Source organism: Williamsia sp. Y721 (assembly GCF_059683565.1).
In genome coordinates, this window is record NZ_JCASNH010000001.1 from 856,566 (window position 1) to 881,309 (window position 24,744).

At 64.6% G+C, this 24,744-nt stretch carries 29 protein-coding genes; 17 read left to right on the forward strand and 12 right to left on the reverse strand.

What is annotated here, in order from left to right:
• Window positions 1-6: 6 nt before the first annotated feature.
• Window positions 7-999, reverse strand: a complete 993-nt coding sequence (rsgA, locus tag AC56PL_RS03650; RefSeq protein ID WP_495515035.1) for a ribosome small subunit-dependent GTPase A — start codon at window positions 997-999, stop codon at window positions 7-9.
• Window positions 996-2,258 carry a 3-phosphoshikimate 1-carboxyvinyltransferase gene (gene aroA, locus AC56PL_RS03655; RefSeq protein WP_497153031.1) on the reverse strand — a complete coding sequence of 421 codons (1,263 nt, stop codon included), beginning with the start codon at window positions 2,256-2,258 and terminating at the stop codon, window positions 996-998. Before aroA ends, rsgA begins: the two co-directional genes overlap by 4 nt.
• A gap of 133 nt (window positions 2,259-2,391) precedes the next feature.
• On the opposite strand from aroA, the gene AC56PL_RS03660 reads away from it, so the two are divergent.
• From AC56PL_RS03660 to AC56PL_RS03675, 4 genes are all read left to right on the forward strand, one after another.
• Entirely contained in the window at window positions 2,392-3,141 is a 750-nt protein-coding gene (locus tag AC56PL_RS03660; protein WP_495515037.1) for a hypothetical protein, read from the forward strand.
• 104 nt (window positions 3,142-3,245) lie between these two features.
• Window positions 3,246-3,986 (forward strand): SOS response-associated peptidase family protein, encoded by a 741-nt coding sequence (locus AC56PL_RS03665; RefSeq protein WP_495516028.1) that lies wholly within the window; start codon window positions 3,246-3,248, stop codon window positions 3,984-3,986.
• Window positions 3,983-4,378 carry a DUF5313 family protein gene (locus tag AC56PL_RS03670; RefSeq protein WP_495515038.1) on the forward strand — a complete coding sequence of 132 codons (396 nt, stop codon included), beginning with the start codon at window positions 3,983-3,985 and terminating at the stop codon, window positions 4,376-4,378. Before AC56PL_RS03665 ends, AC56PL_RS03670 begins: the two co-directional genes overlap by 4 nt.
• Before the next feature lie 10 nt (window positions 4,379-4,388).
• Complete coding sequence (locus AC56PL_RS03675) at window positions 4,389-5,717, forward strand: diacylglycerol/lipid kinase family protein (protein ID WP_497153032.1); 1,329 nt, start codon at window positions 4,389-4,391, stop codon at window positions 5,715-5,717.
• A 4-nt stretch (window positions 5,718-5,721) separates the two neighbouring features.
• On the opposite strand, the gene AC56PL_RS03680 is transcribed toward AC56PL_RS03675, so the two are convergent.
• Window positions 5,722-6,624: an NADP-dependent oxidoreductase gene (locus tag AC56PL_RS03680; RefSeq protein WP_497153033.1), complete on the reverse strand. Its 903-nt coding sequence runs from the start codon at window positions 6,622-6,624 to the stop codon at window positions 5,722-5,724.
• Between the two features lie 126 nt (window positions 6,625-6,750).
• On the opposite strand from AC56PL_RS03680, the gene AC56PL_RS03685 reads away from it, so the two are divergent.
• Window positions 6,751-7,161, forward strand: a complete 411-nt coding sequence (locus tag AC56PL_RS03685) for a winged helix-turn-helix transcriptional regulator (protein WP_495515041.1) — start codon at window positions 6,751-6,753, stop codon at window positions 7,159-7,161.
• A gap of 10 nt (window positions 7,162-7,171) precedes the next feature.
• Here the strand turns inward: AC56PL_RS03685 and AC56PL_RS03690 are convergent, their stop codons facing one another.
• Window positions 7,172-7,654 carry a YbaK/EbsC family protein gene (locus tag AC56PL_RS03690; RefSeq protein ID WP_495515042.1) on the reverse strand — a complete coding sequence of 161 codons (483 nt, stop codon included), beginning with the start codon at window positions 7,652-7,654 and terminating at the stop codon, window positions 7,172-7,174.
• A gap of 129 nt (window positions 7,655-7,783) precedes the next feature.
• Here AC56PL_RS03690 and AC56PL_RS03695 point away from each other — a divergent pair, with 129 nt between their 5' ends.
• On the forward strand, window positions 7,784-8,518 hold the full coding sequence (locus AC56PL_RS03695) for a sigma-70 family RNA polymerase sigma factor (RefSeq protein ID WP_495515043.1): 735 nt from the start codon (window positions 7,784-7,786) through the stop codon (window positions 8,516-8,518).
• Window positions 8,515-8,826, forward strand: coding sequence for a mycothiol system anti-sigma-R factor (rsrA, locus tag AC56PL_RS03700; protein WP_495515044.1), 312 nt, complete (start codon window positions 8,515-8,517; stop codon window positions 8,824-8,826). Before AC56PL_RS03695 ends, rsrA begins: the two co-directional genes overlap by 4 nt.
• Before the next feature lie 52 nt (window positions 8,827-8,878).
• On the opposite strand, the gene AC56PL_RS03705 is transcribed toward rsrA, so the two are convergent.
• Window positions 8,879-8,953 (reverse strand): 50S ribosomal protein bL37, encoded by a 75-nt coding sequence (locus tag AC56PL_RS03705; protein WP_369758845.1) that lies wholly within the window; start codon window positions 8,951-8,953, stop codon window positions 8,879-8,881.
• 121 nt (window positions 8,954-9,074) lie between these two features.
• Here AC56PL_RS03705 and AC56PL_RS03710 point away from each other — a divergent pair, with 121 nt between their 5' ends.
• Both AC56PL_RS03710 and AC56PL_RS03715 read left to right on the forward strand, forming a co-directional pair.
• Window positions 9,075-9,293, forward strand: coding sequence for a biotin/lipoyl-binding carrier protein (locus tag AC56PL_RS03710; protein WP_495515045.1), 219 nt, complete (start codon window positions 9,075-9,077; stop codon window positions 9,291-9,293).
• A gap of 37 nt (window positions 9,294-9,330) precedes the next feature.
• Window positions 9,331-10,836, forward strand: coding sequence for a sensor histidine kinase (locus AC56PL_RS03715; protein WP_497153034.1), 1,506 nt, complete (start codon window positions 9,331-9,333; stop codon window positions 10,834-10,836).
• A gap of 223 nt (window positions 10,837-11,059) precedes the next feature.
• On the opposite strand, the gene AC56PL_RS03720 is transcribed toward AC56PL_RS03715, so the two are convergent.
• A complete protein-coding gene (locus AC56PL_RS03720) occupies window positions 11,060-11,314 on the reverse strand; it encodes a WhiB family transcriptional regulator (protein WP_023955875.1) in 255 nt (84 codons plus the stop codon).
• 269 nt (window positions 11,315-11,583) lie between these two features.
• Window positions 11,584-12,585, reverse strand: a complete 1,002-nt coding sequence (locus AC56PL_RS03725; protein ID WP_497153557.1) for a diacylglycerol/lipid kinase family protein — start codon at window positions 12,583-12,585, stop codon at window positions 11,584-11,586.
• Between the two features lie 117 nt (window positions 12,586-12,702).
• Between AC56PL_RS03725 and AC56PL_RS03730 the strand changes: the two genes are divergently transcribed.
• Window positions 12,703-13,182, forward strand: coding sequence for a hypothetical protein (locus AC56PL_RS03730; protein WP_495515047.1), 480 nt, complete (start codon window positions 12,703-12,705; stop codon window positions 13,180-13,182).
• Window positions 13,183-13,199: 17 nt separating this feature from the next.
• On the opposite strand, the gene AC56PL_RS03735 is transcribed toward AC56PL_RS03730, so the two are convergent.
• A complete protein-coding gene (locus AC56PL_RS03735; protein WP_497153035.1) occupies window positions 13,200-13,529 on the reverse strand; it encodes a winged helix-turn-helix transcriptional regulator in 330 nt (109 codons plus the stop codon).
• 81 nt (window positions 13,530-13,610) lie between these two features.
• Here AC56PL_RS03735 and AC56PL_RS03740 point away from each other — a divergent pair, with 81 nt between their 5' ends.
• Window positions 13,611-14,513, forward strand: coding sequence for an imine reductase family protein (locus AC56PL_RS03740; protein WP_495515049.1), 903 nt, complete (start codon window positions 13,611-13,613; stop codon window positions 14,511-14,513).
• A 26-nt stretch (window positions 14,514-14,539) separates the two neighbouring features.
• Here the strand turns inward: AC56PL_RS03740 and AC56PL_RS03745 are convergent, their stop codons facing one another.
• Entirely contained in the window at window positions 14,540-15,193 is a 654-nt protein-coding gene (locus AC56PL_RS03745; protein WP_497153036.1) for an acid phosphatase, read from the reverse strand.
• 89 nt (window positions 15,194-15,282) lie between these two features.
• Here AC56PL_RS03745 and AC56PL_RS03750 point away from each other — a divergent pair, with 89 nt between their 5' ends.
• Window positions 15,283-16,074, forward strand: coding sequence for an AAA family ATPase (locus AC56PL_RS03750; protein WP_495515051.1), 792 nt, complete (start codon window positions 15,283-15,285; stop codon window positions 16,072-16,074).
• A gap of 41 nt (window positions 16,075-16,115) precedes the next feature.
• Here AC56PL_RS03750 and AC56PL_RS03755 read toward each other — a convergent pair whose 3' ends face one another.
• Complete coding sequence (locus tag AC56PL_RS03755) at window positions 16,116-17,342, reverse strand: Rv3212 family protein (RefSeq protein ID WP_497153037.1); 1,227 nt, start codon at window positions 17,340-17,342, stop codon at window positions 16,116-16,118.
• A gap of 6 nt (window positions 17,343-17,348) precedes the next feature.
• Window positions 17,349-19,097 carry a DEAD/DEAH box helicase gene (locus AC56PL_RS03760; protein ID WP_497153558.1) on the reverse strand — a complete coding sequence of 583 codons (1,749 nt, stop codon included), beginning with the start codon at window positions 19,095-19,097 and terminating at the stop codon, window positions 17,349-17,351.
• A 221-nt stretch (window positions 19,098-19,318) separates the two neighbouring features.
• Between AC56PL_RS03760 and AC56PL_RS03765 the strand changes: the two genes are divergently transcribed.
• Window positions 19,319-20,014 (forward strand): ferritin-like fold-containing protein, encoded by a 696-nt coding sequence (locus AC56PL_RS03765; protein WP_495515053.1) that lies wholly within the window; start codon window positions 19,319-19,321, stop codon window positions 20,012-20,014.
• A gap of 147 nt (window positions 20,015-20,161) precedes the next feature.
• Window positions 20,162-20,395: a DUF3107 family protein gene (locus AC56PL_RS03770; RefSeq protein ID WP_495515054.1), complete on the forward strand. Its 234-nt coding sequence runs from the start codon at window positions 20,162-20,164 to the stop codon at window positions 20,393-20,395.
• Between the two features lie 11 nt (window positions 20,396-20,406).
• Here AC56PL_RS03770 and fasR read toward each other — a convergent pair whose 3' ends face one another.
• Complete coding sequence (gene fasR / locus AC56PL_RS03775; RefSeq protein WP_482135332.1) at window positions 20,407-21,087, reverse strand: HTH-type transcriptional activator FasR; 681 nt, start codon at window positions 21,085-21,087, stop codon at window positions 20,407-20,409.
• A 297-nt stretch (window positions 21,088-21,384) separates the two neighbouring features.
• Here fasR and AC56PL_RS03780 point away from each other — a divergent pair, with 297 nt between their 5' ends.
• The 3 genes from AC56PL_RS03780 (at window position 21,385) to AC56PL_RS03790 (ending at window position 24,673) form a co-directional block, all read left to right on the forward strand.
• Window positions 21,385-22,386: a DUF3152 domain-containing protein gene (locus tag AC56PL_RS03780; RefSeq protein ID WP_495516031.1), complete on the forward strand. Its 1,002-nt coding sequence runs from the start codon at window positions 21,385-21,387 to the stop codon at window positions 22,384-22,386.
• Between the two features lie 136 nt (window positions 22,387-22,522).
• On the forward strand, window positions 22,523-23,689 hold the full coding sequence (gene moeZ / locus AC56PL_RS03785; RefSeq protein ID WP_495516032.1) for an adenylyltransferase/sulfurtransferase MoeZ: 1,167 nt from the start codon (window positions 22,523-22,525) through the stop codon (window positions 23,687-23,689).
• A gap of 129 nt (window positions 23,690-23,818) precedes the next feature.
• On the forward strand, window positions 23,819-24,673 hold the full coding sequence (locus tag AC56PL_RS03790) for a TIGR02569 family protein (protein WP_495516033.1): 855 nt from the start codon (window positions 23,819-23,821) through the stop codon (window positions 24,671-24,673).
• Window positions 24,674-24,744 lie beyond the last annotated feature (71 nt).

A 24,744-nucleotide genomic window follows, 5' to 3' on the forward strand; every position in this document is an offset into this window, starting at 1 on the left:
GTCCGGCTAGTCCCAATGGTTGGCGACGCTGAGCGCGCTGATGAGTTCGCGAACGGCCATGGCCCGTCGATGGTGTTGGCCGGTCAAGGAGTCGAGGGCGCACTCGGGATCGGCGGGCGGCCCGAGGTGCGTGCAGCCGCGAGGGCAGTCCTTGATGGTCTCGCTGAGATCGTCGAACGCCTTGATCACGTCCTCGGGTCCGATGTGGGCCAGGCCGAACGACCTGATGCCGGGGGTGTCGACCACCCACCCGCCACCGGGTAGTGGCAGGACCACCGACTGGGTGGACGTGTGCCGTCCCTTGCCGACACCGGACACCACGGCTGTGGCCCGATAGGCGTCGGGCACAAGGCGATTCACCAAGGTCGACTTACCGACGCCGCTGTGGCCGATGAGCGCGGTGACCTTACCCGCGAGGAGTTTCTGTGCCGGCTCCAAGGGGTCGTCGCGGCCGGCGAGGAGCACCGGCAGATCCAGGTCGGCGAAGGATGAACGGAATGACTCCGGATCGGCCAGATCGCTCTTCGTCAGACACAGGACCGGTTGTAGTCCTCCGACATAGGCTGCGGCCAGGGCTCGTTCGACGAATCCGGTACGTGGTGGCGGATCGGCAAGGGCTGTGACGATCAACAGCTGATCGGCGTTGGCGACCACGATCCGCTCATATGGATCGGTGTCATCTGCAGTGCGCCGCAACACAGTTCGCCTGGGTGCGACCCGCACGATCCGGGCCAGGGTGTCCGCCTTACCCGACAGGTCACCGACGACCGACACGTCGTCGCCGACAACGATCGGGGTCCGGCCGAGTTCACGCGCCCGCATACAGACAACCCGGATGTCCTGGTTGTCTTGGAGTACACAGCCCCACCGGCCCCGGTCGACCGAGACCACCATCGCGGTGGCCGCGTCGTCATGGGTGGGCCGGGTTTTGGTGCGTGGCCGACTGCTCCGGCCAGGGCGCACCCGGACATCGGTTTCGTCGTACTCCCGTTTGCTCAAGCGCTGATCATCCTCGCCCACATAGCCGGAAAGTCGGGCAGGGTCTTGGCCGTCGTCTCGATGTCGTCGACATCGACGCCCTCGGTGACCAGACCGATCAATGCTCCCGCGGTTGCCATCCGGTGATCTGCGTACGACTGCCAGATGCCGCCGTGCAGTGGTGCCGGTTCGATGATCAATCCGTCGTCGGTTTCGCGGCAGGCCCCGCCGAGGCGATTGATCTCGGTGCGCAGCGCGTGAAGTCGATCGGTTTCGTGGCCGCGAAGGTGTGCCACACCGGACAGTGTCGAGGTGCCCTCGGCCAGTGCGCACATCGCGGCCACCGTCGGGGTCAACTCGCCGATGGCGCTCATGTCCCACGTGATCCCCTGCAACACTTGGGGTCCGGTGACGGTGAGCAGTCCGTCGGTCAGGTCGGTGCGGGCACCCATCGCCTCGAGAATGTCGACGATCGCGGCTCCGGGCTGAGTGGTGGCGCTCGGCCACCGTGGAACGGCGACGCTCCCACCGGTCACCGCAGCGGCGGCGAGGAAAGCCGCCGCGTTCGACAGGTCCGGTTCGATCTGCCAGTCCACCGCGCGAACCGGGCCCGGATCGATGTGCCAGCGGTCGGGGATCGAGGTGTCCACGGCAACGCCGGCGGCCGCAAGCATCTCGATGGTCATCTCGATGTGCGGCATCGAGGGGACGGGTTTGCCCGAATGGGTGATCGTGATGCCTTCGGTGAAGCCGGCGCCGGCGAGGAGGAGCCCGGAGACGAACTGTGAGGAAGCCGACGCGTCGATGGTGACGGCTCCGCCACGCACTGATCCGGTGGCGTCGATGGTGAACGGCAGGGCGTTGCCGTCGACGCGGACACCGAGGTCGCGCAGCGCGTCGAGAATGGTGTGCAGCGGCCGGGACCGGGCCTGCTCGTCACCATCGAAGTGCACCTCGCCGCGGGCTGATGCGGCCAACGGTGGCACAAACCGCATGACCGTTCCGGCCAGTCCGCAGTCGATCTTCGCGGCGTGCAAGGGACCGGGCGTGATGGTCACCGTGGTGGCGTCGTCGGGGTCTGCATCGACCCGGACCCCGAGGGCGGCCAGTGCGTCGAGCATCAGGTCGGTGTCGCGACTGCGCAGCGTGCCGGAAAGTGTGGACGGGCCATCGGCCTGCGCCGCCAGGACCAGGGCACGGTTGGTGATCGACTTGCTTCCGGGCAGCGCGACCGTCGCGTGTAGCGGGTCAGGCGCGAACGGTGCGTTCCATGAAGTCACCCCGACAGTCTTTCATGTTGGCCAGGGCCCCTTGTTTCCCCTGTTCACCAGGTGTGGATCCGGGCTGGTCACGCGGTCGGTCAATTAGCGGACATCACGTGTCCGGTGCCCTTTTGGTCGCTATGTTCGATCCATGAACATGAGACTTTCACGCAGCGGAGCGGCCGTTGCGCTCTGCGCGGCAGCGCTTTTGACACTGTCAGCCTGTTCGGACGACTCGGACGACAGCGCCGAATCCACCACGAGTGCCGCGGAGTCGACCTCCGCGGAGGCCACAGCGGCGCAGCTCGACGTGCGCGTCGAAGATCTGATGCTGCCCGAATCGGACTTCCCTGGCACCGGCGAGTACGTCATCCTCGACAAGGCCGCGATCGACGCGGACAAGTCGAGCGACCCCGAGGTCACACCTGCCAATTGTGCGGCGATCGTCGAGGAAGAAGACGGCACCGACGAATACGACCGCGCCCGGGTCGAGTTCGACATGGAAGATGGCACCTCCATCGAGACCCAGGTGATCTTGGGCGAGACCAGTGACCTCGAGACCGTTGCGAGTCAGGTCGACACCTGCCCGGCCATGACCATGCGGGGCCCGCTCGATGACGGCACCGAGCTTGTTGCCGAGATGGAGAACTCGGTGGAGGACGTCGAGGGTTCGACCGTTCCGGCCAAGACCATCATCAGTACGGGTACGGCGACCGTGGGTGAGCAGACTGTCCCGATCACGATTCGTTCCACCGGTGCCTACGTCGATGGCACCACGGTGAGCGTTCAGATCACCCTCACCGGTGAGAACGCCTCGAGCTGGAACAACGCGGACGAGGCATTCCTGGTCGAGTTGCTCAACAAGCAGATCGCGGTTGTGCAAGACGCTGCGGCGCAATAATCATCGACCCCGACCGCTTCGACCGATTCGGACCGCCCCTGGTGATGACCGGGGGCGGTCCGATTGGCGCTGTGCCCGGGGCTGTTGGGTGGATAATGACCGCCATGTGTGGGCGATATGCGACAACGGCGAGTACCTCAGATCTGGTTGCGGCATTTGACGCCGCGTTGGCGGAGGACGATGCGAGCAAACTCGCGAGCGCTTCGTACAACGTTGCACCCACCCAGGCGGTGCCGGTGATCCTGGAACGGCCATCACGCCCCGATCCCGACAGTCAGGAAGACACCGAGCCCGAGGTCGTCCGACAGCTGCGCGCGCTTCGATGGGGACTCGTCCCGAGCTGGGCCAAAGATCCGGGTATCGGCAGCCGGATGATCAACGCACGCTCGGAGACGCTGACCGAGAAGCCTTCCTTCAAGGCTGCCGCTGCCCGGCGCCGGTGCATCCTTCCTGCTGCCGGTTTCTTCGAATGGACGAAGGACCCGGAAGGAAAGAAGCTGCCGTACTTCCTGCACGACCCCGACACCCCGATCCTGGGCTTCGCCGGCCTCTATGAACTGTGGCCCGACCCGGGCAAGGCCAAAGACGATCCGGATCGCTGGCTGTGGACCACCACCGTGATCACCCGTCCGGCAACCGACGCGCTCGGCCACATCCACGACCGCACCCCGGTGATCGTCACACCGGACCTGCGTGACGACTGGCTCGACTGCACGAGCGGAAAGCCCTCGGTGGCAAAGGACCTGCTCGAAGCCCTACCAGAGCCCCATCTGGTGCCGTATCGCGTGTCAACCGATGTCAACAGCGTTCGCAACAACCGCGCCGATCTCATCGAGCCGGTGTGAGCGGCGACCGGAGCCAGACCCGCCCCAACCCTTTTCAACTGATCAAGTACCTTCTCGGCCGACCGTTGCCGGACTCGATGCGGGACTGGGTGATCCGGGATGTGACCGGACCGGGATGTATGCGCCGCTACATCATTCGAGGGGTCCTGCCGTTCCTGCCGATTTTCATCGCCTTCTCGTTTGTGCCCGGGCCGGTGGTGTATCGCCTCGGGATGATCGCGCTGTTGCTCATCCCGCTGGTGTACTTCGAGATCGCGCTGATGAGCATCTACCGCAGACACCTGCTGACCACCAACGGCGTCGACGGGGATCTGATCGGGGTCAAACGTCGTGCCCGGCAAGAGATCACCAAGAGTGAGTACGAGGCGAAATACCCACGAACACCCAACTGAACGGGGCGCAATGGCACACGAACACGAGAAGCCGGAGCCGAAGGTCGATGCCGAGACCCTTCGCGAACAGTGGCTGGCGCGGGCCGCCATCGCGGCAGTGGTCGCCGCGGCGATCGTGCTGGTGGTGTTCGCCGGCCTCAAGACCCTGATCGTGTTCATCGCGACGGTCGGTGCGCTGGTGATCGGGCTTGCCGCGGTCTTCTGGTTCCTCAGCGTGCGCGGCCGGATCCGGTGGCTCGCGCTCGCGGTGTCGATCGTGATTCCGATCGCGTTGCTGGTCTTTCTCATCAGCGAGCATCTTCTGTGGGTGGTGCTGGTGGTGCTGGCCCTCGCGCTGCTGGCCGGCGCTTGTGCCAGGGCTGCGCTGGTCCGCGATCGTGACGATTGGATGATGCCCGAGCGTGAGGTTTCGCCGCCGAAGCATCCGTTTGTGGTGATGAACCCGCGCTCGGGTGGCGGAAAAGTGGAGAAGTTCGAATTGCAAAGGCGTGCCGAGGCATTGGGTGTCGAGGTGGCCATGCTCGACGGTCCCGAGATGGTCGACATCGCGGCACTGACCCGGCAGGCGGTCGAGCGCGGCGCCGACCTGCTCGGGGTGGCAGGTGGCGACGGCACCCAGGCGCTGGTGGCCGGTATCGCGGCCGAACACGACCTGCCGTTCCTGGTGATCAGCGCCGGAACCCGCAATCATTTCGCGCTCGACCTCGGCCTGGACCGCGACGATCCGTCCACCTGCCTCGACGCACTCACCGACGGCGTGGAGATCAGGGTCGACCTCGGCTCGGTCAACGGCAGGACATTCGTCAACAACGCGTCCTTCGGTGCCTACGCCGAGGTGGTGCAGAGCCCGGCATATCGCGATGACAAGACCGGCACGATGCTGGCGATGCTCCCGGACCTGATCTCCGGCTCCCGCGGTCCACGATTGCTCGTCCGTACGGGCGATGCGACCATCACCGAGCCGCAGGCCGTCCTGGTCAGCAACGGCGCCTACGAGATCCACGATCTGGCCGGTCTGGGCCGCAGACCCCGCCTCGACACCGGCACCCTCGGGATCGTTGTGGTGTCGGTGAGCAGCACTTTGCAAGCGGTGGGTCTGCTGAACCGGACGCGGCAACACGGTCTGACGCAGCACACCGGGTCCGAAGTGGTCGTCGACGCCGACCAACCGCAGATCCCGGTCGGGGTCGACGGGGAGGCTCTCGTCCTCTCGACTCCGGTGCGGTGCACGATCAGCCCGCAAGCGCTGCGGGTTCGCGTGCCACGGCACCGGCCCGGTGTCAGGCCGCCCAAGCGCCCGCTCGACTGGGTGCGTCTGCGTCAGTTGGCGTGGCTCTGAGAAATCAGGCCCGGAGCAGCCACCGGCCGGACACCGACTTGTCCTCGAACGCCCGGTGCGCCTTGGCCGCCTCCCCGAGCGGGAACTCCCCTGCGACACGGACGGGCAGCACACCCGCCGCGACGTCGTCGAGTAGCCGGGTGAGTTCGGTGCCGTCGGCCTGCACTTCGATCCAGCCACTGGTGATCCCGCGGGTCGGCGCGGGTGCATTGCGGGGAGCGGTGCCCAGGTACCGTCCGCCGTCGACGATCAGATCCAGCAGCGGGACGCCGACCCCGGCCGGGTCGAAGACGGCGTCGAAGCGCAGGCCTGCCAGATCGGCGACCGTGGTCGCCACGGTGGTGGCGCCGCGGTGGCGCAGGTCATCAACATCGTCGGGCCTGCCGACCGCGGTGACGGTGGCTCCGCGGCGGGCGGCCAGTGGGACGGCGCAACCGCCGACCCCGCCGGACGCCCCGACGATCAGCAAGCGCTGGCCATCGGGATTCAACAGTCCGATCGACTGGGCTGCCGTCAGCGCGATCAGCGGCGCCGCGGCGGCTTTCGCCGGATCGAGTCCCGCGGGCACCTGCGTGACTGCATCGGTGGGAAGCACGACGTACTCGCTGTAGGTGCCGATCTCCGGTCCGATCCCGACGCGCAATCCGGCGACCGCCGTCCCGGTGGTCAGTCCGGTGACGCCGGGGCCGAGCGCGTCGACAACCCCGGAGACGTCCCAGCCGAGTCCTACCGCGGTACCGGTTGGAATGATTCCGAGGCGGTGGAAGATGCCATGTGCCGTACCGATGTCCACCGGATTGACCGATGCCGCGCCCATCCGGATCCGGACCTCACCAACACCTGGTTCGGGCGTCGGCCGGTCGACGATTGTGAAGTCGTCTGTGCCTGTGGTGATGATCGTTCGCATGAGTTCGTTCCCATCTCGTGTTTGCGGTTTTTCGTGTTTTGGCCTTGCGATCTCCACGATGCCGATGGCACTCTCTAATGGAAAGTAGGCACCTGAAAGTGCGTAACGATCCGGAAGGGGAGTCCGATGCCGACGATGACGGCTGCCGATCGCCGCGGGCAGGCGAAGCGGGAGTACGACGCGTACGTCGCGAACTGTCCGAGCCGAATGCTGCTCGATCGGATGAGCGACAAGTGGGTCGCGTTGATCGTCGTGGCGCTGGGGGACCGGACGATGCGGTATTCAGAATTGTCACGGGCAGTGGCAGGCGTCAGTCAGAAGATGCTGACCCAGACGCTGCGCACCTTGGAACGTGATGGACTCCTCACGCGGGAGGTGAGCGTGGGTGTTCCTGTGCGAGTTGACTATTCGCTGACGCCGCTGGGCCACTCGCTCCGAGAGCTGATGCGTGGGGTCAAAGACTGGGCCGAGATACACATGGACGAGGTCTTCGAGGCCCGTGAAGACTACGACCGCCGACTGCAAGAGCAGTCCTAGGGCGGCGCCCTCAGGAGAGGACGTCCGCGACCACCGCACCGGTGACAGAGACAAGGTCGGCAGGCGCGAGTTCGATCTCCAGGCCCCGTTTGCCGCCGCTGCAGAACACCGAATCCCACAGATCGACGGTCTCGTCGATGACCGTCGGCAGCGGCTTCTTCTGCCCGACCGGTGAAACCCCGCCGAGGACATAACCGGTGACCCGCACCACCGCCGCCGGGTCGGCCATGGCGGCCTTTCCACTCAGGCCCAGTGCGCTCGCCGCGGCTTTGGGCGAGAGCCGCTCGGGAACCGGGATGACTGCCACCGCCAAGGTTCCGCCGACGTCGATCACCAGCGTCTTGAAGATCTGCTCCGGCTCGGCGCCGACCGATATCCGCAGGTGCTCGGCGGCTTCCGGGCCCCAGTCGCCATCGGAGCGGGTCTCGTATTTGTGCACCTGATGCCGTACCCCGGCCTTTTCTAGAGCGCTGATCGCCGCGGTCGCTGCCATGGCTGTCGATTCTCTCAGATCAGACCGGGGCGATCGGTGGCAAGCATCGGCCCATCGTGGGCAAAAGAGATGTGGTTTCGGAACAAGTCGCTTCGAGTCGTTGTTGACCTCAGCTGAAGGAGGTGTGGTGTGTACAGCAACTCGCAGCAGCGTGGGTCGGTAGGCTTGCTCGACAGACCTGTTTTTCCCGCAGGTCTCGAAGGGATTGTCGTGACCGAAGCCGAAACACCCGAAGTCCACCCAGAGACCTCGGAAGAACGTTATGCGCGGTTCGAGCGTGATGCATTGCCATTGCTCGACCAGTTGTATGGCGGCGCACTGAGGATGACGCGGAACCCGGCCGATGCCGAGGATCTCGTCCAGGAGACGTATGTGAAGGCTTTCTCGGCCTTCCACTCGTTCAAGGAGGGGACCAATCTCAAGGCGTGGCTCTACCGGATTCTGACCAACACCTACATCAACGGGTACCGCAAAAAGCAGCGTCAACCTGCGCAGTACCCGACTGATGAGATCACCGACTGGCAGCTGGCCGCCACGGCCGAGCACACCTCGCAGGGTCTGCGATCCGCCGAGATCGAGGCGCTCGACGCGCTACCCGACGACGAGATCAAGGCGGCGCTGCAGGCGCTCCCCGAAGATTTCCGGATGGCGGTCTACTACGCCGACGTCGAGGGATTGCCATACAAAGAAATCGCCCAGATCATGGACACCCCGATCGGGACCGTGATGTCGCGACTGCACCGTGGCCGCAAACAGCTGCGTGAACTGCTCGGTGACGTCGCTCGCGAGCGTGGTTTCAACAGAGGAACTTCCGGCCGGTCGGCCGATGGCCAATCCGGTCACAAACAGGAGGTTGCCGGATGAGTACCGGAGAAGTAGCCGGCGGATCGAACGCCGAACAGGAATTTGACGAGACCCAGCAGCTCGATTGCTCGGCGGTCATCGCCGATGTCTGGCTGTTGCTGGACAACGAGTGTGACCAGCATGCGCGAGCTCGATTGCAGTCGCATCTCGATGGCTGCACGCCGTGCCTCGAGCACTACGGGATCGAGCAGCAATTGAAGTCTCTGGTGAGCCGCAAATGCGGCGGAGATCAGGCACCGAAAGGGTTGCGGGAACGGTTGACCCTGGAGATTCGGAAGACGGTCATCGTCCGCGATACGCGGGGATAGAACCTAACTTACGAATCTGCCAGGGATCCAAACCCGGTAAGGGCCTCAACGCTCAGGCGTTGGGGCGCTTGCCGTGGTTGGCCGCATTCTTCTTGCGAGCCCGCTTCTTGCGTCCACGCTTTCCCATGGCAGTCTCCTTTCGACAGCGCTCCATTGTGACACGAGCACGGCGGTTGATCAGAATCGCCCGGGCGCAAGGTGCTGCGCTAGGTTGATACCCGGCGTAACCGAACACCTGGAGGATGGCGATGGCAGAAGAAGTTGTGGCGGAAATCGTTGCAAGCGTTCTCGAGGTGGTTGTCAGTACCGGTCAGACGGTCGAAGTCGGTGACACGCTCGTCTTGCTGGAGTCCATGAAGATGGAGATCCCGGTGCTGGCCGAAGAAGCAGGCACGATCACAGAGGTCAAGGTCCACGTCGGAGACGTGATCCAGGCCGGTGACCTCATCGCGGTCATAGACAACTGACGCTGGGAAAACCGGCGGATAGACGGGCTCGGCACTGATGTCGACTCTTTCGGAGTTGCTCGCGGAACACACGGAACTGTCCGGGTCCGCAGGCGGACACCTGCAACGTGTGGTGGCCGAATGGCAATTGCTTGCCGATCTGTCTTTCGCGGATTTCCAGATGTGGGTGCAGTCGCAGGACCCGGCCGGGGTGTCAGACCCTGGGAGAGATGGTGCCGGGCCCCAGATGGTCTGTGTGGCCCAATGCCGACCCAACACTGCACCAACAGTCTTCCCCGCCGATGGCGTGGGTACGTTGATCTCAGAGGCGGACAACCCGCAGGTGTTCGGAGCCCTCGGGCATGGCCGAATCCTTCGCGAAGAAGATCCGACCTGGGTCGGATCCGTGGCGATCAGGCGTGAAGCCGTTCCCGTTCGTTTCGAGGGCGCGGTGGTGGCGGTCCTCGCTCGCGCTATCAATCTGACCCAGCCGCGGATGCCGTCCCCGCTGGAACTTGCGTACCAGGACTGCGCGTACGACCTGTGCCAGATGGTGTCCGAAGGGACGTTTCCTCAGAACGAGGGCAACCCGAGGGGCCTGTCGACGCCTCGGGCCGGCGACGGGTTCATCCGGGTCGATCAGCATGGGGTTGTGCAATACGCCAGCCCCAACGCGCTGTCGGCGTATCACCGCATGGGCTGGACGTCCGAGCTCAGCGGCAACGACCTCGCCGAGGTGACGGTCAGCCTCCTCAGCGATCCGTTCGAGTCCGAGGAAGCCGCCGCCATGTTGCGGGCGGCGGTCGACGGTGAAGCGGGAATGCGGATCGAGGCCGATGCCCGCCGCGCGACCGTCCTGATCCGGGCGGTACCCCTGCGGCCCCGCGGTGAACTCGTCGGAGCCGTGATCCTGGTGCGCGACGTCACCGAGGTGAAGCGTCGCGACCTCGCATTGATCAGCAAGGACGCCACGATCCGCGAGATCCACCACCGCGTCAAGAACAATCTGCAGAGTGTGTCCGCGCTGCTGCGACTGCAGGCGCGGCGCACCACCAATGACGAAGCGCGACAGGCCTTGGGGGAGGCGGTCAGGCGGGTTGCAGCCATCGCCCTTGTGCACGAATTGCTTTCGGGCAGTGTGGACGAGGAAGTCGATCTCGACATGGTCATCGACCGGTTGGTGCCCGTGATGGCCGATGTGGCATCAGGTGGCACCGCGGTCACCGTCCGACGAATCGGCAAAATCGGTGTGCTCAAGTCCGATCTGGCGATGCCGGTGGTGATGGTGCTCACCGAATTGATCCAGAACGCCGTCGAACACGGCTTTGCGCCTGAACAATCCGGTCGGGTGTTGATCGACACATCCAGGAGCACAAGGGAACTCGTAATTACCGTGCAGGACAACGGAGTCGGCATCGACCCGGACTTCGATCCGCGGCAGTCTGATCGCCTTGGCCTGCAGATCGTTCACACGTTGGTGCGGATCGAGCTGGCCGGTGAACTCGAACTGCGCCCGGGCGCGGCCGGTGGCACCGATGCGGTCCTCACCGTCCCTTTGGGCTGAAAGACCCGGCGGGAGAACGGATTCTGCCCTGATCGGTGCGCCGAATCGATAGTGACGGGACGGGATCAGTTCGGATGCTGCATCGAAAAGACCTGTACCGCATCAGAAGACGTGACCCGTGACACCTTGTGCCCATAGACAACACAAACCCGGTGGCTTGAAGCCACCGGGTTGGTTTGTCGTCGAGGTGGTCGCTGGGCTGTGACCGCCTTGATTCCGGGGTCTAGACCGAGCTGCGAGTGCGGCTGCGGGCATTACGCCGCTTCAGCGCGCGTCGCTCGTCTTCGCTCATTCCGCCCCAGACGCCTGCATCCTGTCCCGACTCCAGTGCCCACGTGAGGCAATCTGCTGTAACCGGGCAGCGGTTGCAGACGAGCTTCGCATCAGCAATTTGCGCGATGGCCGGTCCACTGTTTCCCACCGGGAAAAACAGCTCCGGATCCTCGTCGCGACAAATTGCGTTGTGACGCCAGTCCATCCCACTGCTCCTTCAGGCGCTTCTCTGCGCCGCTCGTAACCGTCTGTTCATTTGTGCGTAGGTTTTGTTTCCGCACTGTTGCTTGTGAATACTTTCACGAATCCAGATGATGTCAATGATGTTCCCTTAACACGTGGGCAACATCACTGTGTAGGGGGTGCCTATATATGCCCTTACACCGTTGTACTACTGTGCGGCGAACTTATCCTGAGAATCACATACGAATGTCAATGTGACCTGGATCTCTCCGGTGTCGTAGGATCGTAACTTCACGATTTGGGAGAAATGACCTCGAGCACAGCCGGACGGCAGCCGAAGTTCAGTGCCGTCCGGGTGCCAAGGTATTCGCCGTCCATCTGCATGTCGATGGGTTCGGAGCTGTGAATCTCGACATATTCGACATCGTCGGCGCGCAATAAGTGCTTGGCGTGCGGTTTTGCCTTCGCAGACAACAACTGCCGGACCAGAGGCAAATTGCGGATCGGGGCCATTGACGTCGAGGCGAACACTCCGAGTCGGCCATCGAAACTGGTGTCCGGATTGGTTTCGATGGGTCGGGTACCCAGATATGTCCAGGGACTGGAGTTCGAGATGAAGGCAAAATGGGCGCCCTCGAGGGGCGGGGCGTCGGGGATGGTGACGGTCAACGTGGGCTTGCTTCGTGCTGCACCGATGAACGTCCGCACCGCAGTCCACAGGTAACGCGTGGAGGTCGCACGCCGTCCGGCGTTGCGCTGCTCCTCGATGGACTTCACCACCCGGGCATCGACACCGAGTCCGGCGTTGAACAGGAACCACCGATTGTCCGTGTGCCCCAAGCTGACTCGACGGCGCTGCCCGGTCGAGAGAAGGTCGACGAGCTGTCCGGTCGCCTTGAGCGGATCTGCGTCGATGCCCAGTGCGCGCGCGAATACGTTGGCGCTGCCGCCGGGGACCACCGCAAGTGCCGGGGAGGGATTGCCACTCTCGGGCGCCGACGGGGGATCGAGCAGCCCGTTGACCACTTCGTTGACGCTGCCGTCACCGCCGTGAACCACCACCACGTCGTATCGCTCGGCACGGGCCTGCGCGGCGAGTTCCCCGGCATGACCGCGGTGGGTGGTGTGTTCGACCCGCACATCGAAATACTCCGGCCGACCTCCGCTGCGCTGCGTCTCCGCTGTCGAACTGCGGCCATCTTCGGGGCGGCGCAGCGATGCGGCGAGGGTATGCAGCAGCGCGTCCCGGCCGGCCTCGGTGGTCGAGGTGGCAAAGGGATTGACGATCAGCATCGCGCGCACGAGAACTGAGCCTAATGGCAGAAGGGCGGATCTGGCCCTTTGCGCCGGTCACGGCGTCCGGAAAGGACCTGGCAGCACCTCGGCGCGAACGACCATTAGGCTGGCCGGGTGTCTGAATCCACTCCACCGATCAATGTTCGTCGAGCCGGCGCGATAGTCGCACTCGAGGGCGCTCTGGGCGTCGCGGCCGCGATCTACATGGTTGTCCGGGAGTTGATGGGTCATGAAGACGGCGATTTCATCAGCGGCTACGGCACCGCGGCCTGGTTCGCGATCCTCGGTGGTGGTGTCATGGCAGGCGGCATCGCGCTGCTGACCGGTCGCCGCTGGGGCCGGGCGATCGCGGTGATGACCCAGGTGCTGTTGGTGCCTGTGGCGTTTGCCTTGATAACGGACAGCGAGCTTCCGATCATCGGTACGCCGGTGCTGGTCATCCTGGTGATCGCACTGTACTTCCTGTTCAGCCCCTCTTCGATGAAGTGGTTTGCGCAGGCCTATGAGATCAACCCGGGTGAGGAAGACGAAGCGGACGTCGAAGCCAAGCCCGTCGCGAAGACCTTCGAACGGCGCCGGAAAAAGCGTCGCTGAGGCGCTGTTCGCGGTAGCTACGCCCGGGCACCTGCGGCGACGAACCGGTCGCCCCACTCGGCGACCGGAGTCAGCAGATCGTTGAGTTCGTTACCTCGGGTGCTGAGTGCGTAGTCGACCCGCAGCGGAAAGCCTTCACCAGCGGTCCGTATCACCAGTCCGGCGCTTTCCAACTCGCGTAGTTGGGCCGCCAATACCTTCTCGGAGATCCCGCCGATCGCGCGACGCAACTCGGCAAAGCGATGGTCTCCCTCGCTCAGCAGCCACATGATGGTGGGTTTCCACTTCGAACCGATGAGTTCGAACACAACGTTGACACCGCACTGCTCGTTCGACCGATCTGCCATGATCACTCCTCACCGACAAGTTCGTACGCACAAAATTGTACGTACTGGACCGTGGACAGACGGTCGCGCAGCATGGTTGGCATGAACAAAAACCATTCTCCTGCAACCATTTCAGTCCTCGGTCTCGGCGCGATGGGGGCGGCTATAGCCCGTGCCGCGGTGCCGGCCGGTCACAGCGTGGTCGCCTGGAACAGGACCATGCGAACGAGAGAAGAACTCGATTTCACCGGCGAGATCACGATTGCCGATTCCCTCGCCGCTGCGATCACCGGCTCCGACATCGTGGTGATCTGCGTACGAAATCACGACGCCAGCGGCAGCGTGATCGAACAGATCGCGCCCGAACTCGCCGGTCGGGTGGTGGTGAACCTCTCCACCGCGACCCCGGCGCAGGCGCAGGCATCCGCGGCGCGGGCCGCGGCGCTGGGCATCCGATACGTCACCGGCGCGATCATGGTTCCCACCCCGATGGTCGGGAGTGCACAAGCGATGGTGATCTACGCGGGGGCCGCCGAAGATCTGGCCACCCTCGGGCCGCTGTACGACTCTTTTGGCGGAACCAGCGATGTCGTGGGAACCGATCACGCCGTCCCGCCTGCCCTCGACCTGGCGATGCTCGACATCTACTTCGCCGGTATGTACGCCCACTCGCATGCCACTGCGCTCGCCGCTGCGTACAACATCGATCCGGGCCGCTTCCTGCCCTACGCGCAGGGCATCGTCGAAACGCTCGGCGCCTCGCTACCCGGCCTTTCGGCGTCGTGGGAACGACGCCGGTATGACGGCGGCCAAGCGCGTCTGGACATGTGCCTGGGATTTCTGGAGCACATCGTCGAATCGAGTCGTGAATCCGGAATCAACCCGGGGATAAGCGAATTGGTGCGCGATGCCTCCGCACGGGCGATGGAACATCGGTCACCTGACACCGACTGGGATGTCGTCGCCGAGGATTTCCTGGCTTCGGCCGAGGCGCCGATCTCGTAACCCAGGACGCAGAACCGACGCCGGTATCAGTGCCCCGTGCGTACGTGGGCGGGCCGGCCGGCGTCGACGTAGTCGGCGCTGCGATATCCGGTGATGCCCAGAGATTGGATCTGCCGGGTCTCGCCGTCGAAACCGAGGACGGCGATCGAGGCCGGCAACATCGCAAAATGAGCGCCGACATGTATGGGTGCGCCGATCCAGCGCGCCAGCAACGACCTCGACAGGTGCCCGTGCCCGAGGAGGACAACCGATCGGGTGCGCAGATCATCGAGTAGATCGGCGATCACCGCGTCGATCCGGTCGCTCATCTGCTCGGGTGATTCGCCGCCGCGCCCGCCGCGGGACCACACCGTCCAGCCCGGTTCGGTCTCCCGGATCTGTGGTGTGGTCAGGCCCTCGTAGGTGCCGTAGTCCCATTCGGCGAACTTCTCGTCGGTGTGCGAGATGCGTAATCCGGCCAGTTCGGCCGTGTGGATGGCCCGTATTCGCGGTGACGACAGCACCAGGGGATCGGTCAGCAGCAGGTCGTCGAGCGGTTCGCGCAGGCTCGCCGCCTGCTTCTCGCCGAAGGGTGTCAGCGGGATGTCGCTGGTTCCGGTGTGCATTCCCACCTTCGACCACTCGGTTTCGCCGTGACGGATGAGAATAAATCGGTGGATTGCCGAGTTCGTGGTGCTCACCCCAGACATTCTGCACTGCCTGCGCATAGGGTCAAGGCAAGCAAACTGCGGCTGAGCGTTCGACATGCTCGACCTGGAGGGAGTCAGCAATGAGCAAAGTTCTTGCAGTGGCCAATCAAAAAGGGGGCGTCGCGAAGACGACGACGGTCGTCTCGCTGGGCGCGGCGTTGGCAAACAAGGGGTTGTCGGTTCTGGTTGTGGATCTCGATCCGCAAGGCTGCCTTACCTTTTCGATGGGTCACGACCCGGACAAGCTCACGATCTCGATACACGATGTACTGCTGGGGGAGGGAACCCTCGCCGAAGTCCTGCTCGACACCGATGACAATGTGACGCTGCTTCCGGCCACCATCGACCTCGCAGGCGCCGAGGCGTTGCTACTCATGCGTCCGGGCCGCGAGTACGCGCTCAAACGTGCTCTCAAGACTGTTGAAGAGGACTACGACGTCATCATCATCGACTGCCCGCCCTCGCTCGGGGTTCTCACGCTCAACGGGCTGACTGCTGCTGACGAGGTGATCGTGCCGTTGCAGTGTGAAACGCTGGCCCATCGAGGTGTGGGGCAGTTGCTGCGCACGGTCACGGAGGTGCAGCAGATCACCAATCCCGATCTGAAGTTGCTCGGCGCCCTGCCCACCCTCTACGACGCCAGGACAACCCATAGTCGCGACGTCATCGCCGATGTTTCGGACCGCTACGATCTGCCCGTTCTGGCACCTCCGATCCCACGCACGGTCCGTTTCGCGGAGGCATCGGCTTCGGGTGTCAGTCTGCTCGCCGGGCGAAAGAGCAAGGGTGCGCAGGCATATCGAGATCTGGCCGACAATCTCTGGAATCACTGGAGCGAAGACATAGAGCTGAAGACCTTCGAAGCGATCTGAGCGCGGGCGTCGTCACGCCTAAGTCGGGATGATGCCGCGGGTCAGGCTGTCGGTGCGAGCACGGACACGGTCGAGCCCCACTGCTGCACGAGGTGATCGCCGATTTCGGCGAGTGTGATGATCCCGCCGGTGTATCCGTTGCGCTGCACCGGAATCGAACCGATCGGCTGGCCGTCGGTGAGGTTGTGTTCGCTGATGCCGGTGACGCTAGGTAGCAACAGCGACCCGGCCATGACAACGCCGGGGCCCAGTGTTTCGGGTACCTGGAACCGCGCTGCGAGGGTGTCGGGATCGATCACCACCGTCGCCTTGCCCGTCCAGAATGTGATCACGTCACCGCTGACGATGGGCTTGCTCTCGATGCCGACTGCATCGCCGAGCACGGTGGTGCGGTTCTTGATCGTCCCGTCGATTCCATAGGTTTCGAGCATGGGACTCGGTGACGACAAATAGATGGCCACGCCGGTCTGATTCACGGCGATAATTCGTGGCGGAGTGCCGAGTTCGCCCGTGATGATCGTCGACGCGAACTCCTCGAGCTTCTCCTCGCTGTCGAGGGTTGCGCCGAGAATGGTCAGGCGATAGCCGGGTTCGATGCCGCAGCGTTCGATGACCGCCAGGCGTGAGGCGCCGATCCCGCTGGAGACGAACTCGCAACCTGATCGGGGTTGCGTTTCGGGGTTCACCGGGGCGTCGACACGGCCGTACTCGATTGTGCGGACAAGGTCGGTGCGCCAAACCTCCAGGCGCGTATCACCTTGTGCGACAACATAATCGCGGTCGACGCTGACGTCGACGGAACTGTCCGCGTCGCTGCTCCGCGCCGAGGCGCGCTTGCCGGTGGCCGCATCGAGTGCGGTCACCTCGCTGCAGCCGCGGTCGTTGCGATAGATCGCGAGGGCGTAGTTGCGGCCCCCCGCGTCCCACCCGACGACCGTGCACAGCGGGAGGTCGCGGGTATAGGACCAGAGCGCAGAGCCGGTGGAAGGGTCGTGACCGACCACAGCTCCGCCGTCTCCGGTCACCACCACCCCGCCGATCGCAACCGGCGTGGGGGTGGCCGAACTGGTGGCGCGCCAGGCCTCGGTGAACTGGCTCGGTACCGCGGTGGCCTCCACAACCGGAGGCGCGGCCACCGCGGCCGGATCCGATTCGGTGTTCTTTGCCGAACTGGTTGCCCAGATGGCCACGGCCGAAACCGCGACCACCACAACCAGCACAACAACCACCACGATGTCGAGCGGTGTTCGCCGCTCAGGCCTGAGCACCGCCAGCTACTCCGAAGCGGTACCCGCGGTGTCGCCTGCGTCGGCGCCGCTGCCCGCACCCGACCGGCGACGACGTCGACGACGGGGACGATCGCTGGTCTCTGCACCACCGGCAGGCGTGGCCGCCGGGGAGGGCTCTGCAGCAACAGTCGCGGTCGCGTCGGCGGCAACAGTCGTGGTCGCGTCGGCGGCAACGGCTCCGGTCGAGTCGACAGCCGCGCCGTCGCCCTCTCCCGCGCGGGTGCGACGACGCTGGCGAGACGGGCGCTTGGGCGCGTCCCGTCGTCCTGCGACCTCACGCTTCTCGTCGTCAGATGAACGTCCACCCGAACGCGGCGCGCGTTCTTCACGGGCGGGTTTGGCCGAACCGACACGTCCGGTCTTCGACTCAGAGATGCCCAGCTGCTCGCGCAGATGCGGTGAGCTGGAGTAGGTTTCGGCCGGCTCGTCCATGCCGAGATCGAGCGCCTTGCTGATCATCTCCCAGCGATGGAGCTCGTCCCAATCGACCAGGGTGATCGCGATCCCGGTGCGTCCGGCGCGGCCGGTACGTCCGATCCGGTGCACGTAGGTCTTCTCGTCATCGGGGCACTGGTAGTTGATGACGTGGGTGACGTCATCGATGTCGATGCCGCGGGCGGCGACATCGGTGGCGACCAGGACGTCGACGCGGCCTTCACGGAACGCGGTCAAGGCCTTCTCGCGGGCCACCTGGCCGAGATCACCGTGGACGGCGCCGACGGCGAATCCGCGCTCGGCGAGATCGTCGGCGACCTTCTGTGCGGTCCGCTTGGTCCGCGTGAAAATCATTGTGGCGCCGCGACCTTCGGCCTGCAGGATGCGGGCGACAAGTTCGGCCTTGTCCATCGCGTGGGCCCGGTAGACGTACTGGGCGGTGCGATCATGGATGGCCGAGTCGTTCGCGTGCTCGGCCCGGATGTGGGTCGGCTTCGTGAGGAACGTGCGGGCCAGGGTGACGATCGGTCCGGGCATGGTTGCCGAGAACAGCATGGTCTGGCGGGCATCGGGCAGCGAACTCATGAGGCGTTCGATGTCGGGCAAGAAGCCGAGGTCGAGCATCTCGTCGGCTTCGTCGAGGACGAGTATCTGCACCTTGCCCAGGATCAGATGGCCCTGGCGGGCGAGGTCGAGCAGGCGGCCGGGGGTGCCGACAACGACGTCGATGCCGATCTTCAGCTCGCTGATCTGATGTTCGAACGGGCGCCCACCGAAGATCGAGAGAAGTCGGATCGGCCGGTTCTGACCGTCGACGGTGTCGACGTGCAGACCTTTGGCCGCGATCTCGAGGTCATCGGTGACCTGGATGCAGAGTTCGCGCGTCGGCACGATGATCAGTGCCCGGGGGGTGCCGTCGAGCTTCCAGATCCCGGGTTCGCCGACCTCTGCCTTGGCCTGCGAGACGCGCTGCAGCAGCGGTACGCCGAAGCCGAGGGTCTTGCCCATGCCGGTTCGGGCCTGGCCGATCAGATCGTCGCCGGCCATCGCCAGCGGCAAGGTCAGTTCCTGGATCGCGAACGTGTTTACTTTTCCGTCGGCGGCAAGTGCGTCGACGATCTCCTTGCGGACGCCGAGTTCGGCGAACGTGGGGGAGATGTGGTCCTCCGCGACGATGACGTGCTCTTCTTCAGCGACGTCGAGTACGGGGTTCTGGGTGTCATTTTCGATGTTCAGTTGATTGCCTTTCGCAATGTGCTCTCGCGCGCACTGCAAGGGTTCAACCAAACAGGTCAGCATTCCGGCCTCGAACAACCGAGGACTCTGCAACCGGTATCTGGCTAAATCGGGCCCGATCGACATCGGGCCGCCGTCGGTGCGCGCACAAATTCGGTGCAAGTCAGCGTTGAGCATGACTCACCTCTGGCAGTGTACGTGTCGTTTGACAGTCTCGAAGAATCGACTCTCTCGGGGAATGCTCCGGCGAAACGCCGGTGGGCGCGCGCACTACACTCGACCGCATGTCTTCTGGTTCACAAACCGAACCGACCGCGGCCGCGGTCTCGACCTCGGTTTCGGTCGATCATCCCGGAATCACCGAGCTCTTCGGGGTGCTGGCGTGCGGCGAATTGGCCGCGTTCTATCGCCTCACGTCCGAGGCCCTGATGGCTCCGGGTGCCCGGGGCCGGGTGGCCATGGCGAGTATGGCCGCGGCGGAGATGTCGCACTTCGAAACGCTCCAGGCCGAGCTCGAGCGCCGCGGGGCCGACGTCTATCGATTGATCGCCGCGTACGAGGAGGTGCTCGACCGCTATCACGCCTCGACGGTGCCGAGTACGTGGGAGGAATCGCTGGTCAAGGTCTATGTCGGCGACGGGTTGGCGGCTGATTTCTACCTCGAGATCGCCGGTACGTTGCCGCCCGAGGCCGAGGCTGTCGTCCGGGCGGTGATGGCGGAGACCGGGCATTCGGACTTTGCCGTGGACGCGATCCGCGACGCCGTTGCCGCCGACCCGAATCTGAAATCGCCGCTCACGTTGTGGGGACGCCGGCTGCTCGGTGAAGCGATCACCCAGACGCAGTACGTTCTCGCCGGGCAAGAGGACCTGACAGAGCTGCTCTTCTCCGTCGAGACCGACCTCAACGGAATCGCCGGCTTCTTCGACTCGATCCAGGAGCGTCATGCGCGCCGGATGGCGGACATGGGCCTGGCATGAGAATCGGACCCGGCTTCGGCCGGACCCGTGGCTTGGGCTGGACGTAGCTCGCCTCGCGGTCGTCGGCCTGAATGCCGGTCCGGCCGGGTTGCGGGATAGATTCACACCTGTAGGAAGTACACCGCCTGAGATCTATGGAGGATATCTGTGGCCGTTGATGTGAAGATCGGTATCACCGACAGCGCGCGAGAGCTGGTTGTGCACATCGACCAGAGCAGCGACGAAGCCCATGCCGCGGTCGAGGCCGCACTGTCGGGAAGCGATCAGCTCCTGCGCCTGCAGGACGACAAGGGTGCGCGGTACCTGATCCCGGTCACCAAGATCGCCTATATCGAGGTCGGCACCTCCGAATCCCGCAAGGTCGGGTTCGGCGCCATCTAGTCAGGCCTGTTTCAGGCCTCTGGGTCCAGTTCGGAGTCGTTCGCGTGCTGCATCGGCACGCGGGCGAGTCCGCCCCACAACATGGTGACGGTGATGTCGATGGCTTCTTCTTTGGTCATCGGCCGCTTGGCATCGAGCCAGTGGCGGGCATTGACCTGACTCAGGCCCACCAGTCCCGCCGCGAGCATCCGGGATCGGTGCGGATCGAGTCCCGAATCGTGCATCACCAGTCCGTATACGGCGTCGACGCAGGCCTCGGTCGCACCTTCGACGCGACGGATCGCGGCCGGATCAAGCGCATCCGACTGGAAGATCAGCCGGTATCCCTGGTTGTCCTCGTCGATGAAGTCGAAAAATGCCTCCACTGCGGATCGGACACGATGCCGGTTGTTCGTGGAGGTCAGCAGTGCTGCGGTGACCCGGTTGACCATGGACTCGGCATGCAGATCCAGGACCGCGAGATAGAGGTCCAGTTTGCTCGGGAAGTGTTGGTAGAGAACGGGTTTGCTGACCCCGGCGTGTACTGCGATCTCGTCCATGCCTGCCGAGTGGTAGCCGCGCTCGACAAAGATCTCGCTGGCGGCATCCATCAACTGCAGTCTGCGTGCGCTGCGTGGCATGCGGACGCTCCGGCGTCCAGCATTGGCGGAGCTCGCCTTCACTCCTGTGCCCGCTGCGACCGATTCATCCATGGATCGAGGGTATATCTGTCTTGGCAGGCCGCCACCGGTGGTTGCCTACAGCTGATTCGGGGATGCTTATGAGAAGGTTGAGCGGTGACTGATGCGGGAGGCTCGGGGACCAGAGGGACGCGGCGTTCGCCGCGGGTGACCTCGGACCGCTCCGGCCGGGGTGACGAGGCCGCGGGTCGTCGATCGTCCGGCCGTCGCACGGCAGTCTCGGACGGAGACGACCACTCCGATCAGGCGCGACGCGCTGCCGAGAGGGCCCGCCGGCTTGCCCGCGCAGAGGCCGAGGCAGACGCGCGGCTGGCGAACCAGCGCACAGACATCCATCCTCCGGTGTCATCGGGACGTCCCGCCCCGGATCAGCCGCTCCGGGCCCGCTGGGATCCGACCGGTGATCCCGGCCGGCAGCGCGCCGAACGTGACACAGATCGTAAGAAGCAGAGCGCGGTGGGACGCTTTGTCACTACATACGGCTGGCGCGCGTACGCGATCCCGGTTCTGGTGGTGCTCACGATTGTGATGATCGTGCTCACCGTGCAGTCGGAGCAGGGCGACTCGCCGGTCACCACCGCAGCCGATTCCGATCCCGATGCGGCCCGCAACACCGACGTCAAGAGCGTGACCACCGCCATCGGCGCGCCACCGGCCGAGGTCCAGGCCGACCAACTCCCCGCAGGCACGCTCCCGGAAGGCGGCCCCTTCACCGAGAGCGGCGACCGCACCTATCGAATCGTCCGTGGGACCACGCCGCTGATCGGTACCGGCGGCCAGGAGTACACGTACACCATCGAGGTGGAGAACGGACTCAACTCCAGCGACTACGGGGGCGACCCGACGTACGCCAAATTGGTCGACGCCACCCTGGCCAATCCGAAGAGCTGGATCGGCGACGGGCAGTTCACGTTCCGGCGGATCGACGAGGGCACGCCGGACTTCCGGGTCACGCTGACCTCGCCTGCGACCACACGAGAGCTGTGCGGCTACGAGATCAAACTCGAATCGTCCTGCTACTACCCACCGGAGGGCCGGGTGACCCTCAACGAGGCCCGCTGGGTTCGTGGTGCGTTGTCGTATCAGGGCGATGATCTCGGTTACCGGCAGTACCTGATCAACCACGAGATCGGCCACGCGATCGGGTTCGTCGGCCACGAGCCGTGCAAGGTCAACGGCGGACTTGCCCCGGTGATGATGCAGCAGACCTTCGGAACGGCCAACAGCGAGATCATGGCCCTGGACCCGGAGATGAAGGCCGACCGGAGTTACGTCTGTCGGCCCAACCCCTGGCCCTTCCCCGGGCGGTGACCGGAGTGATCCGCGGTGAATGGGCCGCGGTGGAATCTTCGCCCCCGTTCGCTCGTTACAGATAGAGCAACAGGGCAGGTGGCAGCTGCGAGGCCATCGCGTGTTGCGTTGATCGTGAGGAGAGCTCGTGTCACAGTTGCCACCGTTGGTTGAGCCCGCCGCAGAGCTGACCCGCGAAGAGGTGGCCCGCTACAGCAGGCACCTGATCATTCCCGATATCGGTGTCGATGGACAGAAACGCCTCAAGAACGCGAAGGTGCTGGTCATCGGAGCCGGTGGTCTGGGATCGCCCACATTGCTGTATCTGGCGGCCGCCGGAGTCGGCACCATCGGGATCGTCGAGTTCGATGAGGTCGACGAATCCAACCTGCAGCGTCAGGTCATCCACGGGCAGTCCGATGTGGGTCGGCCCAAGGCCGATTCGGCAAAGGACTCGATCCTCGAGATCAACCCCTACGTCACGGTGCACACCCACAAGTTCCGGCTCGACAACAGCAACGCCGTGGAACTCTTCGAGCAGTACGACCTGATCCTCGACGGCACCGACAACTTCGCCACCCGCTACCTCGTCAACGACGCCGCGGTGCTCGCGCACAAGCCGTACGTCTGGGGCTCGATCTATCGCTTCGAAGGCCAGGCATCGGTGTTCTGGGAGGACGCGCCCGACGGTCTGGGCCTGAACTATCGCGACCTGTACCCGGAGCCACCGCCGCCGGGGATGGTGCCCTCGTGCGCCGAAGGTGGTGTGTTGGGCATCCTCTGTGCCTCGATCGGTTCGATCATGGGTACCGAGGCGATCAAGTTGATCACCGGTATCGGCGAAACCCTGCTCGGCCGACTGATGGTCTACGACGCACTCGACATGCGTTATCGCACCATCAATCTGCGCAAAGATCCCGAGGCGCCGAAGATCACCGAGCTGATCGACTACGACGCGTTCTGCGGTGTGGTCTCGGACGATGGGGTTTCGGCGGCCAAGGGCTCGACCCTGACCGCTGTCGAACTCAAGCAGCGTCTGGATTCGGGCGAGAAGATCGCCCTGATCGATGTCCGTGAACCGGTGGAGTGGGAGATCGTCAAGATCGAAGGGGCCACCCTGATCCCGAAGGGCGACATCGAATCTGGTGAGGGCCTGGCCAAGCTGCCGCAGGATCGGCCCGCGGTCCTGTACTGCAAAACCGGGATCCGGTCCGCCGAGGCGCTGGCCGCGGTCAAGAAGGCCGGTTTCGCCGACGCCACACATTTGCAGGGTGGGATCACCGCCTGGGCCAAGCAGGTCGACACGGCCCTGCCCGTTTATTGACCTCTGGAACTCATCTGCTGAGTTCAGACCGTCTGCCGAGGTGTCGTCGCGCTCGGGCGCGACGACACCCGGGCGTCCTACGGTGATTCTCGCGGTCACGCCGGTAACGTTGGCACCGTGATCTCTGACTTGACCTCCGTCGAGCCGCCCGAGCATGTCCTCAAGACCTTCGGGTTGACGGAGCAGCCCGTGGTGGCATTGGGCGACGGTTGGGAAGGTGGCTGGCGGATCGGTGAGACGGTCCTGTCGCTGGTGCCCGATCACGCCAGGGCCGCCTGGTCCGCGAAGGTCCGGGAGACCCTCTACGTCGATGGTGTTCGGATAGCCCGACCGGTTCGTTCATCCGACGGTCGCTATGTCGTCTCGGGGTGGCGGGCCGATACCTATATCGCCGGAACACCCGAGCCCCGCTTCGACGAGGTCGTCTCGCTGGCCGACCGTCTTCACGAGGCCACCGCAGAATTGGAGCGTCCCCGCTTCCTCATGCAGCCGCCTGCGCCGCCGTTCAGCGACGTCGACGTGTTCACCGCCGCCGATCGGGCTGCCTGGGATGACGTCCCGATGCGTTCGGCCCGGGCCGCCGGGATGGGGGATCCGACCTCGCCCGATGGCGTGACCAGCCTCGCGATGCTCCAGACCCTGTCCACACTTCGCAAGAGAGTGGAATCGCCGTCGCAACTCGTGCACGGCGACCTGTTCGGCACGGTCCTGTTCGCAGGCGCCGCCGCACCGGGTATCACCGACATCACTCCGTACTGGCGACCTGCGGCATGGGCTTCGGCAGTCGTTGTGGTCGACGCCCTGGCGTGGGGTGGCGCCGATGACGGCCTCGTCGAACGCTGGGCGGATACGCCCGAATGGCCGCAGATGATGTTGCGTGCGGTCATGTTCAGACTGGCCGTTCACGCACTGCACCCACGGTCGACCTCTGGCGCACTGCCGGGTCTGAAGCGGGTCTCCGACATGGTCAGATTCCTCGTTTAGTACCGCTGATCAGGCTTTTTGACATAGTCAAAGGCCTTTTTCTGTTCTGTCGATGAACACTTCTCACGTGC

Coding starts and splice junctions, on each gene's coding strand:
- AC56PL_RS03660 (WP_495515037.1), top strand. CDS start 2,392: ATGAACATGAGACTTTCACGCAGCGGAGCGGCCGTTGCGCTCTGCGCG.
- AC56PL_RS03665 (WP_495516028.1), top strand. CDS start 3,246: ATGTGTGGGCGATATGCGACAACGGCGAGTACCTCAGATCTGGTTGCG.
- AC56PL_RS03675 (WP_497153032.1), top strand. CDS start 4,389: ATGGCACACGAACACGAGAAGCCGGAGCCGAAGGTCGATGCCGAGACC.
- AC56PL_RS03680 (WP_497153033.1), bottom strand. CDS start 6,624: ATGCGAACGATCATCACCACAGGCACAGACGACTTCACAATCGTCGAC.
- AC56PL_RS03685 (WP_495515041.1), top strand. CDS start 6,751: ATGCCGACGATGACGGCTGCCGATCGCCGCGGGCAGGCGAAGCGGGAG.
- AC56PL_RS03690 (WP_495515042.1), bottom strand. CDS start 7,654: ATGGCAGCGACCGCGGCGATCAGCGCTCTAGAAAAGGCCGGGGTACGG.
- rsrA (WP_495515044.1), top strand. CDS start 8,515: ATGAGTACCGGAGAAGTAGCCGGCGGATCGAACGCCGAACAGGAATTT.
- AC56PL_RS03710 (WP_495515045.1), top strand. CDS start 9,075: ATGGCAGAAGAAGTTGTGGCGGAAATCGTTGCAAGCGTTCTCGAGGTG.
- AC56PL_RS03715 (WP_497153034.1), top strand. CDS start 9,331: ATGTCGACTCTTTCGGAGTTGCTCGCGGAACACACGGAACTGTCCGGG.
- AC56PL_RS03720 (WP_023955875.1), bottom strand. CDS start 11,314: ATGGACTGGCGTCACAACGCAATTTGTCGCGACGAGGATCCGGAGCTG.
- AC56PL_RS03725 (WP_497153557.1), bottom strand. CDS start 12,585: ATGCTGATCGTCAATCCCTTTGCCACCTCGACCACCGAGGCCGGCCGG.
- AC56PL_RS03735 (WP_497153035.1), bottom strand. CDS start 13,529: ATGGCAGATCGGTCGAACGAGCAGTGCGGTGTCAACGTTGTGTTCGAA.
- AC56PL_RS03740 (WP_495515049.1), top strand. CDS start 13,611: ATGAACAAAAACCATTCTCCTGCAACCATTTCAGTCCTCGGTCTCGGC.
- AC56PL_RS03750 (WP_495515051.1), top strand. CDS start 15,283: ATGAGCAAAGTTCTTGCAGTGGCCAATCAAAAAGGGGGCGTCGCGAAG.
- AC56PL_RS03760 (WP_497153558.1), bottom strand. CDS start 19,097: ATGCTGACCTGTTTGGTTGAACCCTTGCAGTGCGCGCGAGAGCACATT.
- AC56PL_RS03765 (WP_495515053.1), top strand. CDS start 19,319: ATGTCTTCTGGTTCACAAACCGAACCGACCGCGGCCGCGGTCTCGACC.
- fasR (WP_482135332.1), bottom strand. CDS start 21,087: ATGGATGAATCGGTCGCAGCGGGCACAGGAGTGAAGGCGAGCTCCGCC.